The organism is Streptomonospora litoralis, from assembly GCF_004323735.1.
GTDB classification, from domain to species: Bacteria; Actinomycetota; Actinomycetes; order Streptosporangiales; family Streptosporangiaceae; genus Streptomonospora; species Streptomonospora litoralis.
Genome location: NZ_CP036455.1, coordinates 2,839,664 through 2,857,622, shown reverse-complemented (window position 1 = coordinate 2,857,622; position 17,959 = coordinate 2,839,664). Strand labels below are relative to the sequence as shown.

Sequence of the window (17,959 nt, the reverse complement as noted above, 5' to 3'; positions counted from 1 at the left end):
AGTTGATCACAGGCCCAAACGGGTCACGGCATTGTCCTCAAGCGGACTCGCGGTGCGGATGTAGCCGTGCACCGTGCGGGGATTGCTCCACCGGCCCTGGCGCATGATCTCCCGGTCGCCCGCCCCGCCCATCGCCGCCTGGGTGGCGAAGCCCGCACGCAGCGAGTGGCCGGAAAAGGCCGCGTCGTCGAGTCCGGCGCGGCGGCTGTAGCGCTTGACGAGGTCGGCCACCGCGCGGTCGGAGACGCCTTTGTGCCCGATGTGTCCGTGCCGGTCCACGCGTGGGAACACCGCCCGGCCGGTGCCGTCGGCCAGGTCGGTGCCGGTGTAGGTGTGGCAGCGGTGCCCGCCGGGAGGTGCGGCGGGCGGGTGGGCCAGCTGGGCGGCCACGGCCTCGGCTCCGCCGTCGCGGCGGGATTCGAGCAGGTCGGCCCAGTCGGCGAAGGCGCAGACGGGGCAGGTGTGCGGGCGCCTGCCGCGCGGCAGGGCCACCTGCTGCTCGGCGCGCGCGTCCTGGTCGGTCTTGGTGGCGCCCAGGCGCACCACGAGCATCGGGTCGCCGGTGCGGTGGTCGGCGGCAAGGGCGACGGCGTCGAAGGTCAGTGCCGCCAGCTCGCTGCGGCGCAGTGCCCCGGCGAACCCGGTGAGCAGCAGCAGGGCGTCGCGGCGCCGTGCGACGCCCCCGACGGGGTCGGCGGCGTCGGGCAGTTCGGCCAGCAGTGCCTCCAGGGTGGGCAGCAGGAGGGGCCGCTTGCGGGTGGGGACGGCGCGGCGCCGGCGCCGGATGCCGCGCAGGGTCATGCGTACGACGTCGCTTCGGGTGGGGGCGGAGAGTCCGTGGGCGCCGTGGACGGCGGCGATGGCGGCGGCCTTGCGTTCCAGGGTGGCGGGGGCAAGGGCCCAGCGGTGGGGGTCGTCGGTGCGGACGGTCTCGGCGGCTGCCGCGAGGTAGACCGCGACGTCGACGGGGTCGGCGGGCAGCGACCGGCGGCCCTCGGCCAGGCACCAGGCGCTGAAGGCGGTCCAGTCGGTGCGGTAGGCGCGCAGGGTGTTGGCGGACTGGGCCGAGGACAGGTAGCGGCCCAGGGCGCCGGCCTGCTCGTCGTCGAAGCGGCGGCGTACCGCCTCCAGGGCGTCCTCGTCGACCAGGACGCTGCGGGTGCCGCCTACCAGGCGCTCGCGGACCGGGGCGGGGACGATCTCGGCGACGCCCGGGGCGGGGGCGTCCTCGTCGTGGGGCGGGGCTTGAGGGGTTTCGTCGTCGGCCACGACCGCCATGATGGCCCATCGCCGATGCGCGCCGCTGCCGGGGCGGCGGCGTGGCGCCCGACGCGGCGGCGGGTCCGGTGCCGGGCGGGTCAGCCGGCGGTGATGCCGTTGGCGACGGCCTGGGCGATACCCACCGGGGAGTCCAGGGAGAACAGCAGCGCAGCCGAGAGCGCGAGGGCGACGGCGAAGAGGATCGCGGCGATCCTGCGGCGCAGCAGCAGCGCCCACACGGCTCCGGCCAGCGGCACCGCCAGCGCGCACACCACCAGGCCCAGCAGGTACCAGGCGGCGGTGTTCATGCTCGCGAAGCCGGAGTCCTGGTTGCGGCCCTGCGTGCCCATGAGGGCGAAGCCCTCGGCGAGGAACAGTCCGAAGAACACCAGCGAGCCCAGCGCCCAGAGGCAGGTCAGCGCGATCCACACGGCCACGGGCCAGCGGCGGCGGTCGTCGAGCACGACCGGGGTGCGGCTGACGCCCGCAGGGGTGGCGCCGCGGGCGGCGGAAGCCTCGGGCGGCGCGGTCGGCGTTGCGGTCCCGGCGCCGCGGCCGCTCGCTTTCGTCCTGGTGCGCTTCTTCTTGGGCGACACGCGTCCCTCCCTGGAGTCCGGCGCCGACGGGGCGGGTGCCTCCGCCCGCGGTCCCAACGTAGTGGTCGCGCGGCCGTGCCCGCTCCGCGGCGGTGCGGCTCAGGCCGCCAGGGCCAGGTGGATCGCGATCACATAGACCACCGGCCAGCCCAGCAGTGCCACCGACCACAGCGCGGCGCGCCGGTCTCCGGCGACGGTGGCGATGGCGGCGGCCAGCAGCGGCAGGCCGACCGAGACGCCGAAGCCCAGGGTGTACCACTCGGCGGCCGACCCCTCGCTGGCCGCGATGGCGCGCAGGTAGCCGATCGGTCCCAATACCAGGCTGCCCGCGCCCAGTAGTCCCGCGGTGATCCGGACTCCCAGTGGATGCCGGGTGTTGCGGATCTGCCGGTCTCCGTTCTGTGTAGGCGTCAACGGGGGAACCTTCTCCCAACGAAACGGCCGCCGGGGGCGGCGCGGGGCGTGCGGGTATCGGGACGCGCCGGCGCGGTGCCGGTCGGGCCGGTCGGCAGGCTACCGCCGCCGGCGCGGCGCGGGCACGGCGGATGCGGGCCCGCGCAGACGATTCTCCGCCATCGGCGGAGTGCGTCGGGCCGAGTCGGTGCCATAGTCGCCATCCAACTCGGCTTGGGGCCGATGATCAAGCGGTGTCCGGGGCCGAAGCCGGTGCCCGCCGGAGTGCGGTGCCTGCATGGACGGGCTGGGCGGCCGCCCTCCGGTGATCTCGCGCACAGGCCTCGCGGCGCTGCGGCGCGCCGGCCTACGGGTGCGGACGGCCCGTCTCGGGCCAGGGGCGGGCGGCTGCGCGCAGGCCCGCGAAACCGGCCAGGGCGCGCAGTTCGGCGACCGAGCGCGGCGCCGAGGCGCCCAACCGGGGCGAGTGGACCAGCGCGGCGACGGTCTGGGCGCGCGAGAGGGCCACGTTGAGGCGGTTGCGCGAGAGGACGAAGTCCAGGCCGCGCGGGGCGTCGGCGGCGCTGGAGACGGTCATGGAGCAGATGACCGCCGGTGCCTCCTGGCCCTGGAACCGGTCGACGGTGCCCACGCGCACCTCGTCGAGCCCGGCGGCGTCCAGTGCCCGGCGCAGCGCGCGCACCTGCAGGTTGTAGGGCGCGACCACCAGGACGTCCTCTCCGGTGATCTCGCGTTCGGCCACGGCGCCGGGTTCGCGGAAGCGGCGGCCCACCAGATCGGCGGCGATGCCGACGACCGCGTCGACCTCCTCGGGGCTGTGGGTGGCACGGCCGCTGTGGTCGACCTCGCGGCGGTAGAGCCCGGCGTCTACGCCGCTCATCGTGCGTTCGGCGGCACTGGGGTGGGCGCGCAGCATCCCGCGGTAGGACAGTTCGGAGACCGGGGCGCACACCTCGGGGTGCATGCGGCGGGTCTGGTCCAGGAAGTAGCCCAGGCGGGGGTCGATGATGTCGGCGCCGCCGGCGAGGTGCTCCAGGGCCGAGGCGGCGGCGCCTTCGCCGTGGGTGCCCTGGACCACCTGGGGCAGCTGCTGGGGGTCGCCGAGCAGGACGAGGTCGCGGGTGGCGGCGGAGACGGCGAGGGTGTCGGCCAGCGCGAACTGCCCGGCCTCGTCGATGATGAGCACGTCGAGGGGGTCGGCGACGACCGCTTCGTTGGCGAATGTCCAGGCGGTGCCGCCGACGAGGTGGCCTGTGGTGTGGCGGGTGCGCCAGGCGGCCAGGTCCTTGGTGCTCTTGGGCTGGTCCCAGGGTGCCTCGGCGGCGGGTCGGCTGCCGGGCGGGCGTTTGGCGCAGGGCAGTTCGGCGCCGGTGATGCGGGCGGCCTGCACGGCGGCGGCGAGTACGTTCTCCACGGCCTTGTGGCTGGTGGAGCAGACGCCGACGCTGCGGCCGCGGGCGACGAGGTGGGTGATCAGCTGCGCGGCGAGGTAGGTCTTGCCGGCGCCGGGCGGGCCCTGCACGGCCACGTAGGAGCAGTCGAGGCGCCCGACGGCGGCGATGGCGGCGGCGACGGGGTCGTCGCCGTGCTCGGCGGTGCCGGGCAGGCCCGAGCCCTCGCGAGTGCGCGGGGGCCGGCGGCGCAGCACGTCGATGCCGGCGCGGTGGGGCAGGTCGGGCAGGGCCGCGACGGCCTCGTCGGCCACGGTCCACAGGGCGTCGTCTTTGGGCGTGGAGCGCACGGGGGCGCCGGGCAGCACCGCCGAGGGTGCGCGTGCGTAGGTCTCGGCGGGTGCGGAGGTCTCGACGAGGGTGAGGCGTTCGGGGGAGGCGGCCTCGACGGTGGCGCCTACGGTGTCGGCTTCCTGGCCGGGCGCGCCGGCGTACAGCAGCCGGACGGAGTCGCCGGTACTGAAGGGGTGGGGGCGGGCGGGGTCGGCGCGCAGTTCGACCTCGCGGCGGGCGAGTTTCTGCCGGCCGGTGGGCTCCTGCCACTCGCCCAGCCGCGCGCGCAGCGGGACCAGGCACTCGTTGTCGGCCTCCAGTTCCTCGACGGGGGCCGAGACGCGGCGGAAGTAGTCCCACCAGGAGGGGTTCTCCTCGCGCCGGTAGTAGCCGGCCAAGGCGGCCAGCAGGGCGCGGGTGTCGTCGTGGGCGCTGCGGCGGGCCGGGTCCTCGGCCACGCCTTCCAGCAGCGGGTCGGTCAGGGTGCGCAGGCGCGCCTCCTGCTCCTCGCGGCGGCGGCGCCGTTCGGCGGCGCGCTCGTCGGCGTCCTCGGCGACGAGTTCGCTCTGGCCGGCGGGGCGGGCGGTGATGCCGTGGTCGGCGCGCAGCCGCTCCAGCCACGAGCGCAGGCGGGCTGTGGAGGCGCAGTCGTCGCGGTTGTAGTCGGCGATGGAGTCGGCGACCTTGGCGGCGCGGTCGGTGTCGCCGGCCTCGGCTGCGGCGAGGTAGTCGGCGTAGGCGTCGATGCTGGAGGCGGCGGTGGTGACCTCGCCGCTGCGGTTCGGGGGCTGGTAGAGGGGTTCGAGGTACTTGATGGAGTAGGAGCGCTGGGAGACGCGCAGGCTCTTCTTGACGGCGGTGTAGAGGTCGACCAGGCGGCGGTGGCGCAGCAGTTCGTCGACCTCGGCCTCGCGGGTGCCGAACGCGGCGGCGAGGAGTTTGAGCCGGTCGGCCTCGTAGGAGGCGTAGTGGTAGACGTGGGCGCCGGGGTCGGCGTCGATGCGCTCGCAGACGAAGTCGACGAAGCCCTCGAAAGCGCGCTTCTCCCGGGCGCGGTCGTGGGCCCAGAAGGCGTGGAACTCCTCGGCGGTGTCGGGGCCGTCGGGGTCGGGGGCGTGCGGGGCGGCGGGGTCGGCGAGGGTGACGGCGCCGAAGAGGTATTCCAGGCCGCGGCCGTCGGCGCCGTCGTAGTAGGGGTAGCCCTCCATGTCGAAGAAGACGTCGCCGGGGCTGGGGGCGGGCAGTGCGGCCAGCCCCTCCTCGGCGTAGACCTCGGCGATGACGGTGCCCTGGGGGTCTGAGGCGGTGCGGGTGGCGTCCTGGCGGACCTGGAGCGCGGCCTGGTCGCGCAGCCGGGCGAAGGAGCGGCGGGGCATTGCCGGGGGGCGGTCGCCGTCGGCGGCCCGGGCCAGGGCGTCGATGGTGGTGAGGCCGCAGTCGTCGAGGCGTCGGGACTGGTCGGTGCGGATGCCGGCGACGAGCGAGAGGTGGCGGGCCTCGGCGCGGCCGGCGGTGCACAGCGCGTTGTAGCCGCAGCCGTCGCAGGCGGGGCGGGGGGCTCCCCACAGGGGGTCGGGTAGCGCCGGGGGCTGGTCGAGGGCCTCCAGCAGGCGTTCGCGCACGCCCCGCAGGATGGGCAGGAACTCGGCGACGCGGTGGGTGTGGGTGCCGTGGTCGCCGGTGATCAGGTGCATGTGCTCGCCCCGGCCGGGGCCGTGGGCCTCCAGCGCGGCGGCGTAGGCGGTGAGCTGGAGGACGGCGGAGGGGCCGGGGCGGCGGGCGAGTTTGGTGTCCCAGGGTTCGTAGCGGGTTTCGGCGCCGGGGCGGTGCCGGCCGGTCGCGGGGTCGACGGCGGTGGAGATCAGGAAGTCGGCGCGGCCGTGGAAGGCGATGCCGGGGGCGATGGGCTCGTAGAAGCAGCCCTGGTAGACGACGGGCGCGCCCGCCGCCATTGCCTCGGCGGTGGTCCGGGCCGCGGCGCGCATGGCGGCGTCGGTGGGCGCCGGGTCGGCGACGGCGACGACGCCGTCGCCGAAGAGGGCGCGCAGCCGGTCGAGCTCCGCCTGCTCGTGGGCGGCGCCCTGCTGGGCGATGAGCGGGTCGATGTCGGTGGGGGCGGGGGCGCCGGGGACCTCGGCCGCCGCGGCGATGCGCAGGGCGCTGCGGTGTTCGCACTCCAGGGTGTCGACGAGATCGGTCGGCGAGATCACCCGCTGCGACTCGGTGCGGAACACCGGCCTCACCCTTCCCCGCTGTCAGCCTTCGCGCATTGTGCCACGTCGGCACCGGTGGGCGCGGCCCGATCCGCGGTTGCGGGCGCGGCGGTGCCGGTGCCGGGGGGTGTGGGCGGGCTGTGCGGGGCCAAAAGGCCGCCTCAGCTGACGACCTGCCATTCGACGTCGACGACGCCGGCGCTGGCCGAGGCGATCTGCTCGAAGGAAGCCGTGGACAGGTCCAGGCAGCGCCCGGCGATGTAGGGGCCGCGGTCGTTGATGCGCACGGTGACCGACTGGCCGTTGGCGGGATTGGTGACCTGGACCATGGTGTCCATGGGCAGTGTCTTGTGGGCGGCGGTCATGGCGCTGGGGTCGAATCGCTCGCCGCTGGCGGTGGGCTGGGGCTCGCTGTACATGGACGCTTCGCAGGAGCCGCCCTGGCCGGTGGGGGTCATGTCCGATCCGCCGCCCGATCCGGCGGAGGAGGAGCCGGAGTCGGAGCTCTCCTGGGTGGGTTCGGGTTCGGGTTTCTCCTTCTCGGAGGTGGTTCCGCTGAAGGACTGCGTGGCCGCCTGGCGGGCCTGTTCGCGCTGTTGGCGAGCCTGGTCGTGGTCCTGGCCCTGCTGCGCCCCGGCCGACTGCGTCTGCTGGGGCGCGGGCCGGGCGTCGGCGGTCTCGGCGGCGGGAAGGCGAACCTCGCTGGAGGCGGCCTCGGGGCCGGCGGTCAGTCCGCTGACGGTGGCGGCGCCGGCGGTTCCGGCGGCGATGAGCACGGCGCCGGTCGCGGTGATGACGACGATGGAGCGGTTGGCTCTGAGGCGTTCGCGCAGGGAGGCGCGGGAGGGCGCGTGATTGCCCACGGCGGATGGTCCTTCGAACGGGGACTGCGGTCAGCCGCGCATGCGACCGGAATAGCTGGGGCGGTCGGGCCTTGCGCGGCGGCGCCACCCAGGACAGGGGGGTGGTGGCAGCGGCCTCGGGGCACGGGGGCGGTAGGCCGCGGGGGTCTACCGGGTGCCGAGGACGAGATTATTCATCACAAGAGGGTAACGCGTCCAGTAGGTGAAGGTTTGTGCAGTTTGTCACCTGAGGTGGCTGCATAGAGCTGCGGGTCGGATGCACGGAGGCGACACAGGGGCGCCCTGCGCCGTCATCATGGGCGTTTCACCTGCATAACGCCCTATTTGTGGCATCTTCGAACGAACCGCTCCCGTGTCTACCCGCCGCCCCGGTGGGGGTCAACCGTTCGCAGGAAGGACAGCGAGGACGGCGCCCGCGCCGACCGGGCCGGGTGCCCGCCGTCCTCGATGCCGCCGCTTTTCATTCAGGACAGCTGAACCCCGCCCGGTGCCACGACCGCACAGTGCAGCGCAGGCGCCGCCGCAGGCGGCTCCGCCGGCTCAGCGCGCGGCATCGGCGCCGCGGCGCGGAGGCAGGCCCTCGGGGAACAGTTCGGCGGCGGCGTCTGAGAGCTGGACGCCGTTGAGCGCGGCGGCGGTGCGTGCCAGCTCGGGGTTGTCCAGGTGGCCGCCGACCTCGGTGATGACGGTGCGCAGGGCTTCGCGCACGTCGGCGCCCAGGCTGCGGGCGGCGTAGTGGGCGGCCACCGCCGGGGTGCGCGACTGCCCGGCCGCGCAGTGCAGCAGCACCCGCTTGCCCTCGGCGCGCAGCGCGGCCACCGAAGCGGCGGCCTCCTCCAGCACGAAGTGCAGGTTCGGGTTGACCGCGGGGGTGTCGGCCAGCCACACCTCGACCCGGTCGGGCGCGGGCACGCCGTCGTGGACGTCCTCGGGGCCCAGGCGGTTGAGCGAGACGATCGCGTCGACGTCGTCGGGGCGTTCGCGCAGGTGGGAGAGGTTTCCCAGCAGCACACCGGAGTCGTGGGGGTGCGGAGTGCGGAAGGGCGTGTAGATGCCGGCGGAGTCGCCGGTGTGGTAGCCCGACCGCTCCGGCCAGCCGCCGGGGTCGCTGCCGCGGGCCAGCACGACGGCGCGCGCGATCAACTCGCGGGGTTCGACGGCGTCGGAGAGCCGGCGCTGGGCCTCCAGCGGCACGCCGGAGACGCCCCACCGGGCTCCGGCGAGCGCGCCGGCGTACATGGCCGCCTCGTCGCCGCCGACGGCCGAGGCCCGCCACACCGCGTCGACCAGGTGGGTGCACGGGAACACGCGGCCCGCCGAGTCCAGCGGCGGCACCGGGGTCTCGGAGACGGCGCGCCAGGCGGCGCCCATCACGTCGCCGTCGGCGGCGGTCTCGGCGTCGGGGACGCGGCCGGTGGCCGCCGCGGCCCGCAGGGCGCGGGCGAAGGCCCGCTCGGGGGCCGAGCCGGGGGCGCTCTCGATGCCGGGCTCGTCGAGGGCGGCCAGGGCCGACTCAAGCAGGCGGGCCAGTCGGGCGGGCACCGCATCGGCCTCGCCCGAGGGCGCCAGCAGTCCCCGGGCCACGGCCGCGGGCGCGCCGACCATGCATGCGGCGGCCGCCGCGCCCACCCATGCGCCCGCCGCGCGGTCGTGGCGCGGATCGTCGCGCTGCCAGGCGCCCGGCGCCGCGTGCCCGCTGGCGGCGGAGGCGGGCGTGCCGGAGGGTGTGGCCGGGGACAGGTCGGAGGGCATGGCTCTCCCAGCAGATCGGGGTCGAGGGGTACCGCCGGCGGCCGCGATCGGCGGGAGCCGCTTCGATCATGCCCGGCGACCGACTACCGTAGTGGACCTTTGGCGCATGCGGCCACCGGCCTCGGCCTCCCGTGCGGCGGGTGCGCCCGCTCAGACCGCCGCGAGCAGCGCAGCGGCCTGGTATCGCGCGGCGACGGCGGCGGCCACTCCGGCGTCGGGCAGCAGCGGCCGGGCCACGGAGTCGGCTCCGGCCTCGGCCAGGCGCTGGTGGAACAGTCCCGGCGCCAGCAGCCAGGAGGCCAGCGCGACGCGGCGGTGCCCGCGGGCGCGCAGCCGCCGCACCGCCTCGGCGACGGCGGGTTCTGCGGTGGCGACGTAGCCCACCTCCACGCCGGCGCCGCCCAGCCGCCGCGACAGCCGCTGTGCCGCCTGGTCCACCTGGGCGCGGGCGTCGGGATCGGAGGAGCCGGCGGCGGCCAGCACCACGGCCTCGCCGGTGCGCCATCCGGCGCGGCGCAGGCGGCGCACGGCGGCCTGCAGCAGCCGGTCGTCTTCGCCCAGGGCGCCGGTGACCACCGCGTCGCCGCGGCCGGCGCGGTGCAACTGGGCGGGGATGTCGACGCGGACGTGGTAGCCGGCCGCGAGGAAGGCGGGCACCACCACGACGGGGCCGTCGATGCCGGCGGCGACCTCGCCCACGTCGGGGGCCAGGACGTCGGCGAAGCCCAGTCGCACCGGAGCGCCGGTCAGCTCGGCGACGGCGCCGGCCAGGCGCCGCGCGGCGGCGCTGCCGCGGGGTTCGCGGGTTCCGTGCACGGCCAGCAGGAGGGTGGGGAGGGCCATCAGTCTCCTCTGGTCGCGCATTCGCCGGTGTCCAGCGCGAGGCGGTAGCCGCGCTTGACCACGGTCTGGATGATGCGGGGATCGCCCAGCGCGCCGCGCAGCCGGGCCACGGCGGTCTCCACCGCATGGGCGTCGCCGTCGCCGCCCAGCGAGGCGAGCAGGTCGGCGCGGTCGCGGACGGCGCCGGGGCGGCGGGCCAGCTCGCGCAGCACCCGCATCAGGGCGGGCGAAAGGGGGCAGACCACGCCGTCGACGAGCACGGCGTGCCCGCGCGGTTGCAGCCGGTGTCCGGCCACCGGCAGGTTGGGGAAGCGTTCGGGAAGCTCTTCGGCCAGGCGTTTGACCATGGCGCCGATGCGGGCGCGGTCGGGCCAGGGGGTGGGGATGTCCTCGGCCATGAGGGGGCGGGCGGTGACGGGACCCACGCACATGGCCATGGTGTCGCCGCAGAGGCGGGAGACCAGGCCGCGGTGCAGGCCCAGGTGCCCGGCGCGGTCGAGCAGGCCCGCGGCGGCGGGTGCGCTGGTGAAGGTGACGGCGTCGACGCCGCCGCCGGCGACGTCCTCGATGAGCCGGTCCAGCCCGGCGGTGTCCTCCGGCTCGGTCCAGCGGTAGACGGGCACCTCGACGACCTCGGCGCCGGCCATGCGCAGCGCGGCGCAGAAGTCGGGCAGCGGCTCGCCGTGCAGCTGCACGGCGACGCGCAGCCCCGCCACGCCCTTCTCCAGCAGGTAGTCCAGCACCTCGGCGGAGGACTCCGAGGGCGGGGACCACTCCTCTCTCAACCCGGCGGCGCGGATGGCGCCCTTGGCCTTGGGGCCGCGGGCCAGCAGGCGGGAGGAGCCCATCGCGGACACCAGCGCCTCGGCGCTGCCCCAGGTGTCGCACGCCTCGACCCAGCCGCGGAAGCCGATGCCGGTGGTGGCCACGACCACGTCGGCGGGGCGGCGGGTCAGCTCTTGCGAAGCGTGGGCCAGGCGCTGGTCGTCGCTGAGCGGGACGATGCGCAGCGCCGGGGCGCTGAGGACCTCGGCGCCCTTGCGGCGCAGCAGCGCGGCCAGCTCGTCGGCGCGGCGGGCGGCGGTGACGGCCACGGTGAACCCGGCCAGCGGGGCCACGGTGGCGTCGGTCGGGGCGTCGGTGTCGTCGTGGGCGCGGGCGGCGGGCACGGTCGGTGGCGTGGGTGTCATGTCGCTGCCTCGTCCGGTCGGGTGCTGACGTCGATCACGCCCTCGCGCAGCCGCACGGCGTAGGTGGCGAGCCCCGTGTCCGGCTCGTCCAGGCACCGTCCACTGCGCAGGGAGAACACCTGCTTGAGCATGGGCGAGGCGACGGTGGGCTCGCCGGCCCGGTCGCCCACGATGCCGCGGGAGATCACCGCCGCACCGCTGAAGGGGTCGATGTTTCCCACGGCGTAGAGCACGTCGTCGTGCGTGCGGAAGACGGCGGCCTGGGAGCCGTCGGGAAGCAGGACGGCGACGCCGCGTTCACGAGTGAGCCTATCGGAGTCGCAGGCGGCGACCCACAGCCGGTCGGGGCTTGCGGGCAGTGGCAGTGTCGGCGTCGGCGTCGGCGTCGGCGTGCTCATATGCGGCACCTCCAGGTGGGCGGGGGCGGTGGCGGCCCGGGGCGTCGGGGGCTCAGGTCGGTGAGCCGGCCGGTTCGGGCGCCGGGTCCGGGGCGCCGCGGCGGGTCGGCATGCCCAGGGCCACCGGGCCGGCCGGGACGGGCTGGTCGCGTTCGGTGTCGAAGGCGATGGTGGGGTCGGGCGCTTCGGGGGCGTTGGCGAAGGAGACGAAGCGGGCCAGCTTCTCGGGGTCCTCCAGCACGCCGCGCCACTCGTCGGAGTAGCCGGCGGTGTGGCGGGCCATGGCCTCCTCCAGTTCCGCGGCGATACCCAGGCTGTCGTCGACGACGACGGCGCGCAGGTGGTCCAGGCCGCCGTCGAGCTGCTCGATCCAGGCGGCGGTGCGCTGCAGGCGGTCCGCGGTGCGGATGTAGAACATCAGGAACCGGTCGATGTAGCGGATGAGGGTGTCGTCGTCGAGGTCGGCGGCCAGCAGTTGGGCGTGGCGGGGGGTGAATCCGCCGTTGCCGCCGACGTAGAGGTTCCAGCCGTGCTCGGTGGCGATGACGCCGAAGTCCTTGCCGCGGGCCTCGGCGCATTCGCGGGCGCAGCCGGAGACGGCGGACTTGAGTTTGTGCGGGGATCGCAGGCCGCGGTAGCGCAGTTCCAGTCGGATGGCCATGCCCACCGAGTCCTGGACTCCGTAGCGGCACCAGGTGTCGCCCACGCAGGACTTCACGGTGCGCAGCGCCTTGCCGTAGGCGTGCCCGGACTCGAAACCGGCTTGGACCAGGCGGCTCCAGACGGCGGGCAGCTGTTCGACGCGGGCGCCGAGCAGGTCGATGCGCTGGGCTCCGGTGATCTTGGTGTAAAGGCCGAACTCCTCGGCGACCCGGCCGATGGCGATGAGCCGCTCGGGGGTGATCTCGCCGCCGGGCACCCGGGGCACCACCGAGTAGGTGCCGTTGCGCTGGATGTTGGCCAGGAAGTGGTCGTTGGTGTCCTGCAGCGCGGCCTGTTCGCCTTCGAGGATGTGGCCGCCGCCCAGGGAGGCGAGGATCGAGGCGACGGCGGGTTTGCAGATGTCGCAGCCGCGCCCGGTGCCGTGCCGCTCGATGAGCTCGGAGAAGGCGGTGGTGCCGGTGGCGGTGATGATCTCGACGAGTTCGGCGCGGGAGTGGTCGAAGTGCTCGCACAGCGCCGTGGACTGCTCGATGCCGGAGTCGGCGAGCAGGGTCTTGAGCATGGGCACGCACGAGCCGCAGCTGGTGCCGGCCTTGGTGCAGGACTTGAGGGCGCCGATGTCGGTGCTGCCCTCGTCGATGGCGGTGCGGACGGCGCCCTTGGTGACGGCGTTGCAGGAGCAGACCTGGGCGTCGTCGGGAAGGGCGGCCACGCCCGCTCCCCCGCCGGCGCCGCTGCGGTCGCCGGCGATGAGGTCGAGGGGGTCGCCGGGCAGTTCGCGGCCCACCAGGGGGCGCAGCCCGGCATACGCCGATGCGTCGCCGACCAGGATGCCGCCGAGCAGGGTGGTGGCGTCGTCGGAGACGACGAGCTTGGCGTAGCGGCGGCCGGGGGCGTCGTTGAGTACGACCTCCAGTGCGCCGTCGGCGGTGCCGAGGGCGTCGCCGAAGCTGGCCACGTCCACGCCCAGCAGTTTGAGTTTGGTGGAGGTGTCGGCGCCGGTGAAGGCGGCCTCGCCGCCGGCGATGCGGTCGGCGGCGACTTCGGCCATGGCGTTGCCGGGGGCGATGAGCCCGTAGACGGTGCCGTCGGCGCTGGCGCATTCGCCCACGGCGTAGATGCGGGGGTCGCTGGTGCGGCAGGCGGAGTCGACGGCGACGCCTCCGCGGGGACCGATGTCGAGTCCGGCGGAGCGGGCGAGTCCGTCGCGGGGGCGCACGCCCACGGAGAACACCACGATGCCGGCGTCGATGCGGCGCTGCTCGGGGCCGTCCTCGCCCAGCAGCACGTGCAGGTTGCGCCCGTCGGGGGCGGTTTCGATGCCGGTGAGCCCGGCGGCGGTGTGGCAGGTGACGCCGGTGTCGGCGATGAGGCGGCCCAGGACCGCTCCCCCGCCTTCGTCGACCTGGCGGGGCATCAGCCACGGCGCCATCTCCACCACGTGCGGTTCCATCCCCAGCAGGCGCAGCGCGTCGGCGGCCTCCAGGCCCAGCAGGCCGCCGCCGATGACCACGCCGGCCTGGGCGCCGCGGGCGGCGGCGCTGCGGGCGGTGGCGGTGATGTCCTCCAGGTCGTCGATGGTGCGGTAGACGTGGCAGCCGGGCAGGTCGTGTCCGGGCACCGGGGGGACGAACGGCGATGAGCCGGTGGCCAGCACCAGCGCGTCGTAGCCGAGTACGCGGCCGGTGGAGGTGGTGACGGTGCGCCCGGTGCGGTCGATGGCGGTGGCGGGCTCGCCCAGCAGCAGTTCGACGCCGGGGCGCCGGGAGAGGTCGGCCAGGCGCAGCTGCTCCTCGCCGGCTCCGTCGAAGTAGGCGGAGAGCGCGACCCGGTCGTAGGCGGGGCGCGGTTCCTCGCCGAGGACGGTGATGTGCCAGGCGGTGTTCGTGTCGGCGCCGGCGCCGGCGTCGGCGCCGGCGCCGGTTCCGGTGTCGCGGCTGAGGACGGCCTCCACAAGGCGGTGTCCGACCATGCCGTTGCCGATGACCACGAGCTGTCTCATGTTCGGGTTCTTCTCCTCGCTTGTGGGCGGGGCGCCGAGCGCGGGCGGCCGCTGCTCTGTGCCTTTCAGGCAACCCGGAGCGTGTTTCGCGACCGTCAGCCGTCCGTGAAGGAGATGTTTCGTTTCCCTGTCACCGCAGGCGGGAGCCTGGTGAGTGCGCTGACCCGGGGTTTCACGGGCGCCCGGGCAGGGGCCGGGGCTCTGCGCACCGGCGGGCACGCGCGGGCCCCGCCGCCCGGGCAGGCGGGCGGCGGGGCCGGGCGGCGCTTCAGGTGCCGATGAAGTCGTCCAGGCGCACCGGCAGGCTGCGTACCCGCACGCCGGTGGCGTGGTAGGCGGCGTTGGCCACGGCCGCGGCGGTGCCCACGATCCCGATCTCGCCGATGCCCTTGGCGCCCAGGGGGTTGACGTGGGGGTCCTCCTCGTCGATCCAGTGCGCCTGGATGTCCTCCACGTCGGCGTTGGCGGCGATGTGGTATTCGGCGAGGTCGCCGTTGACGGTGTGGCCGAAGCGCGGGTCGAGCACGCTCTCCTCGTGCAGGGCCATCGACAGCCCCATGGTCATACCGCCGAGGAACTGGGAGCGGGCGGTGCGGGCGTTGACGATGCGTCCGGCGGCGAAGACGCCGAGCAGCCGCGGCACCCGGACCTCTCCGGTCTCGGCGTGGGTGCGCACCTCGGCGAACTGGGCGCCGTAGGCGTACATGGCGTACTCCTGGGCGGCGGGGTTCTCCGGCAGGTCGGACTCGGCCTCGGCGCCGGGCTCGGGCGCCTCGCCGTGGCGGCCGCGGAAGGCGCCGGCGGCGGTGTGGACGGTGGAGCCCCAGGACATGAGTCCGGTGGAGCCGCCCGCCACGGACGCGTGCGGCAGCGCGCTGTCGCCCAGGCGCACCCGCACCCGCTCCAGCGGCACCCGCAGCGCGTCGGCGGCGATCTGGGCCAGTGCGGTCGCGGCGCCGGTGCCGATGTCGGCGGCGCCCAGGGCGACGAGGTAGCGCCCCTCACCCTCGTAGCGGATGCGGGCGCGCGAATGGGCGGGCGGCGGCACGACGGGGTAGGCGGAGGCGGCCACGCCCAGGCCCACGCGCCAGCCGTTCTCGGTGCGGGCGGCGGGCGCGGGCGCCCGGTCGGCCCAGTCGAACCGGCGGGCGCCCTCGCGCAGGCAGGCGGCGAGGTTGCGGCTGGAGAAGGGCTTGTGCGTGTGCGGGTCGGTCTCGGGTTCGTTGCGCAGCCGCAGCTCGATCGGGTCGAGGCCCAAGGCCCAGGCGAGTTCGTCCATGGCGACCTCGGGGCCGAACATCCCCGGGCATTCGCCGGGGGCGCGCATCCAGGTGGGCACGGCGACGTCGAGGCGCACGGCGCGGTGGCCCATGCGCCGGTTGGGCGCGGCGTACATGGACTTGGCCGGCAGCGCCGCCTGTTCGACGAAGTCGGCGATGTGGGAGCTCTGGGAGGTGGAGACCATGTCGATGCCCGACAGGCGCCCGTCGGCGGCGGCGCTGAGCCGCACGCGCTGGATCGTCGGGCTGCGGTAGCCGACCAGGGCGAACATCTGCCGCCGGGTCAGCGCCAGTTTCACCGAGCGGCCGGGCAGGGCGAGCGCGGCCAGCGCGGCGAGCACGGTGGGGGCGTGCAGCGGCCCCTTGGACCCGAACCCGCCGCCGACGTAGGGCGCGACGACGCGGACGTCGGCGGGTTCGAGGTCGAGCAGCGCGGCGACGGTGCTGCTGACCAGGGGCGCGCCTTGGGTCGACTCGTACAGGGTGAGCGCCGCGCCGTCCCAGTGGGCGATGGTGGAGTGCGGCTCCATCGGGTTGTTGTGCTGCATCGCGGTGGTGTAGGTGTGCTCCACCACGGCGTCGGCGGGCTCGGCGGTGTCGACGTCGCCCTGGAGGTGGTCCTCCTCGGGCGCGAAGAGGTCGCTGCGCTGGTCGGAGAGGTCGGTGTCGTGCGGGATCTGCTCGTAGCGCACGGTGACCAGTGCGGCGGCGCGGCGGGCGGCCTCGAACGTCTCGGCGACGACGGCGCCGACGAGCTGGCCGCGGTAGGCGACCTCGGCCGACTGCAGCACGGCCAGTTCGGCCGGTTTCTGCAGCGGGTCGAGTTCGGCGTCGGTGTCCAGGCGGGGCGCGTTGCCGTGCCACAGGACGGTCAGCACCCCGTCGACGGCCTCGGCGTCGGCGGTGTCGACCTCCAGCACGCGGCCGCGGGCCACGGTGGCCTGCACGGGTGCGATGTAGGCGGCGTCGGCGACCTCGTACTCGTAGGCGTAGCGGGCGGTGCCGGCGGCCTTCTCGGGGCCGTCGGAACGGGGTGCCGCCGCGCCGACGGCGGTCGCGGTGTGGTTGACGGTTGTCACCGCTCCCCCTCTCGCGGGTCGTGGCCGTCGGAGCGGCCGCGCAGTCCGGTGCAGACGTCGCGGAGGGTGGCGGTGACGGCCGAGCGCACCAGCGGGACCTTGAACATGTTGCCGGGCAGCGGGCGGGCTTCGGAGAGTTCGGCCTCGGCGGCCGCGGCGAAGTTCTGCTCGGTGGCGGCCGCGCCGCGCAGCGCCTCCTCGGCCAGCAGGGCCCGCCACGGTTTGTGCGCCACGCCGCCCAGTGCGATGCGCACGTCGGCGACGGTGCCGTCGTCGGCGAGTTCGGCGGCCACCGCGGCCGAGACCAGCGCGAAGGCGAAGGAGGAGCGGTCGCGGATTTTGCGGTAGCGGGAGTGGAGGGCCATGGGCATCTTGGGCAGCTCGACGGCGGTGATGAGGTCGCCGTGGGAGAGCACGGTGTCGTGCTCGGGCGCCTCGCCGGGCAGCCGGTGCAGCCGGGACAGCGGGATGCGGCGCTCGGCGGCGGCGTCTTGGACCACCACGTCGGCGTCGAGCGCGGTCATCGCCACCGCCATGTCGGAGGGGTGGGTCGCCACGCAGTCGGGTGAGGCGCCGAAGACGGCGTGGTAGCGCTGGTAGCCCTCCAGCGCCGAGCAGCCCGACCCGGGTTCGCGTTTGTTGCAGGGCGTGGTGGTGTCCTGGAAGTAGACGCAGCGGGTGCGTTGCAGCAGGTTGCCGCCGGTGGTGGCGGCGTTGCGCAGCTGGCCGGACGCGCCCGACAGCAGCGCCTGGGAGAGCACGGGGTAGCGCCGGCGGATGAACGGGTGGGCGGCGGCGTCGCTGTTGCGTACGTTGGCGCCGATGCTGATCCCGCCGCCGGGCAGCGGCTCGATGCCCTCCATCGGCAGGTGGGTTATGTCGACGAGCAGGTCGGGGGCGGCCACCCCCAGTTTCATGTGGTCGACGAGGTTGGTGCCGCCGCCGAGGAACGCGGCTCGGGGGTGGTCGGCGACCAGGGCGGCGGCGTGTGCGGCGTCGTCGGCGCGGCGGTAGTCGAAGGGTTTCATCGCGCACCTTTCTGCGGGGCGGCGCCGCTGTGCACGCCGCCGGCGCCGGAGGCGGCCGCCTGCTCGACGGCGGCGACGATGCCGGCGTAGGCGCCGCAGCGGCAGAGGTTGCCGCTCATGCGCTCGCGGATCTCGGCGGCGGTGAGCGCGGGAGCCGCGTCGGCGCCCTCGTCGGGCGGTGTGGCGGCGCTGGGCCAGCCGGCGGCGGCCTCGTCCAGCATGCCCGCCGCGGAGCAGATCTGGCCGGGTGTGCAGTAGCCGCACTGCAGGCCGTCGTGGTCGAGGAACGCCTGCTGGAGGGGGTGGGGGTGCTCGGCGTCGCCGAGTCCGGCGGAGGTGGTGACCTCGGCGCCGTCGGCCGCGGCGGCCAGGACGAGGCAGCTGACCACGCGCCGGCCGGCGAGCAGCACGGTGCACGAGCCGCACTGGCCGTGGTCGCACCCTTTCTTCGGGGCGGTGTTGCGCAGGTGTTCGCGCAGGGCGTCCAGCAGTGTGGTGCGGGTGTCGACGCGCAGGGCGCAGTCGCGCCCGTCGACGGTGAGAGTGATGTCGGCTTCCATGTGCTCCTCGCCGTTCGCGCGGCAGCCGGGCTATGCCGCCCCGCTGACCTCGGCGGAGCGGGGTAAACACGCGCGGTGCGCGCCGGCCCCGGTG

13 protein-coding genes are annotated in these 17,959 nt (G+C 75.3%); all 13 read right to left on the bottom strand.

Features of this window, described 5'->3' with window-relative positions; translation table 11 throughout:
* Nucleotides 1–6: 6 nt before the first annotated feature.
* The 13 genes from EKD16_RS12300 to EKD16_RS12240 all read right to left on the bottom strand — a co-directional run bounded on the left by EKD16_RS12300 (nucleotide 7) and on the right by EKD16_RS12240 (nucleotide 17,865).
* A complete protein-coding gene (locus EKD16_RS12300) occupies nucleotides 7–1,269 on the bottom strand; it encodes a site-specific integrase (protein WP_394347331.1) in 1,263 nt (420 codons plus the stop codon).
* Nucleotides 1,270–1,358: 89 nt separating this feature from the next.
* Complete coding sequence (locus EKD16_RS25340; protein WP_165498557.1) at nucleotides 1,359–1,856, bottom strand: hypothetical protein; 498 nt, start codon at nucleotides 1,854–1,856, stop codon at nucleotides 1,359–1,361.
* Between the two features lie 99 nt (nucleotides 1,857–1,955).
* Complete coding sequence (locus EKD16_RS12290; protein WP_131098508.1) at nucleotides 1,956–2,270, bottom strand: hypothetical protein; 315 nt, start codon at nucleotides 2,268–2,270, stop codon at nucleotides 1,956–1,958.
* Between the two features lie 346 nt (nucleotides 2,271–2,616).
* Nucleotides 2,617–6,228: a TM0106 family RecB-like putative nuclease gene (locus EKD16_RS12285; protein WP_131098507.1), complete on the bottom strand. Its 3,612-nt coding sequence runs from the start codon at nucleotides 6,226–6,228 to the stop codon at nucleotides 2,617–2,619.
* Nucleotides 6,229–6,368: 140 nt separating this feature from the next.
* On the bottom strand, nucleotides 6,369–7,070 hold the full coding sequence (locus EKD16_RS26360) for a septal ring lytic transglycosylase RlpA family protein (RefSeq protein WP_278248934.1): 702 nt from the start codon (nucleotides 7,068–7,070) through the stop codon (nucleotides 6,369–6,371).
* A 540-nt stretch (nucleotides 7,071–7,610) separates the two neighbouring features.
* Nucleotides 7,611–8,822: a dual specificity protein phosphatase family protein gene (locus tag EKD16_RS12275; RefSeq protein WP_131098506.1), complete on the bottom strand. Its 1,212-nt coding sequence runs from the start codon at nucleotides 8,820–8,822 to the stop codon at nucleotides 7,611–7,613.
* A gap of 150 nt (nucleotides 8,823–8,972) precedes the next feature.
* On the bottom strand, nucleotides 8,973–9,665 hold the full coding sequence (locus EKD16_RS12270; protein ID WP_207391510.1) for a sirohydrochlorin chelatase: 693 nt from the start codon (nucleotides 9,663–9,665) through the stop codon (nucleotides 8,973–8,975).
* Entirely contained in the window at nucleotides 9,665–10,855 is a 1,191-nt protein-coding gene (locus tag EKD16_RS12265; protein ID WP_131098505.1) for a uroporphyrinogen-III synthase, read from the bottom strand. The genes EKD16_RS12270 and EKD16_RS12265 overlap by 1 nt, the downstream gene beginning before the upstream one ends.
* Nucleotides 10,852–11,253, bottom strand: a complete 402-nt coding sequence (nirD, locus tag EKD16_RS12260) for a nitrite reductase small subunit NirD (protein ID WP_131098504.1) — start codon at nucleotides 11,251–11,253, stop codon at nucleotides 10,852–10,854. Before nirD ends, EKD16_RS12265 begins: the two co-directional genes overlap by 4 nt.
* Before the next feature lie 52 nt (nucleotides 11,254–11,305).
* Nucleotides 11,306–13,918: a nitrite reductase large subunit NirB gene (nirB, locus tag EKD16_RS12255; protein ID WP_131098503.1), complete on the bottom strand. Its 2,613-nt coding sequence runs from the start codon at nucleotides 13,916–13,918 to the stop codon at nucleotides 11,306–11,308.
* A gap of 268 nt (nucleotides 13,919–14,186) precedes the next feature.
* Nucleotides 14,187–16,277: a xanthine dehydrogenase family protein molybdopterin-binding subunit gene (locus EKD16_RS12250; RefSeq protein WP_131098502.1), complete on the bottom strand. Its 2,091-nt coding sequence runs from the start codon at nucleotides 16,275–16,277 to the stop codon at nucleotides 14,187–14,189.
* Nucleotides 16,274–17,305, bottom strand: a complete 1,032-nt coding sequence (locus EKD16_RS12245) for an FAD binding domain-containing protein (protein WP_131098501.1) — start codon at nucleotides 17,303–17,305, stop codon at nucleotides 16,274–16,276. Before EKD16_RS12245 ends, EKD16_RS12250 begins: the two co-directional genes overlap by 4 nt.
* Nucleotides 17,302–17,865, bottom strand: a complete 564-nt coding sequence (locus EKD16_RS12240; RefSeq protein WP_131098500.1) for a (2Fe-2S)-binding protein — start codon at nucleotides 17,863–17,865, stop codon at nucleotides 17,302–17,304. The genes EKD16_RS12245 and EKD16_RS12240 overlap by 4 nt, the downstream gene beginning before the upstream one ends.
* Nucleotides 17,866–17,959 lie beyond the last annotated feature (94 nt).

What these genes read in the sequence shown, in the direction of transcription:
- EKD16_RS12275 (WP_131098506.1), bottom strand. Translation starts at nt 8,822, where the DNA reads ATGCCCTCCGACCTGTCCCCGGCCACACCCTCCGGCACGCCCGCCTCC.
- EKD16_RS12270 (WP_207391510.1), bottom strand. Translation starts at nt 9,665, where the DNA reads ATGGCCCTCCCCACCCTCCTGCTGGCCGTGCACGGAACCCGCGAACCC.
- EKD16_RS12265 (WP_131098505.1), bottom strand. Translation starts at nt 10,855, where the DNA reads ATGACACCCACGCCACCGACCGTGCCCGCCGCCCGCGCCCACGACGAC.
- nirD (WP_131098504.1), bottom strand. Translation starts at nt 11,253, where the DNA reads ATGAGCACGCCGACGCCGACGCCGACGCCGACACTGCCACTGCCCGCA.
- nirB (WP_131098503.1), bottom strand. Translation starts at nt 13,918, where the DNA reads ATGAGACAGCTCGTGGTCATCGGCAACGGCATGGTCGGACACCGCCTT.
- EKD16_RS12245 (WP_131098501.1), bottom strand. Translation starts at nt 17,305, where the DNA reads ATGAAACCCTTCGACTACCGCCGCGCCGACGACGCCGCACACGCCGCC.
- EKD16_RS12240 (WP_131098500.1), bottom strand. Translation starts at nt 17,865, where the DNA reads ATGGAAGCCGACATCACTCTCACCGTCGACGGGCGCGACTGCGCCCTG.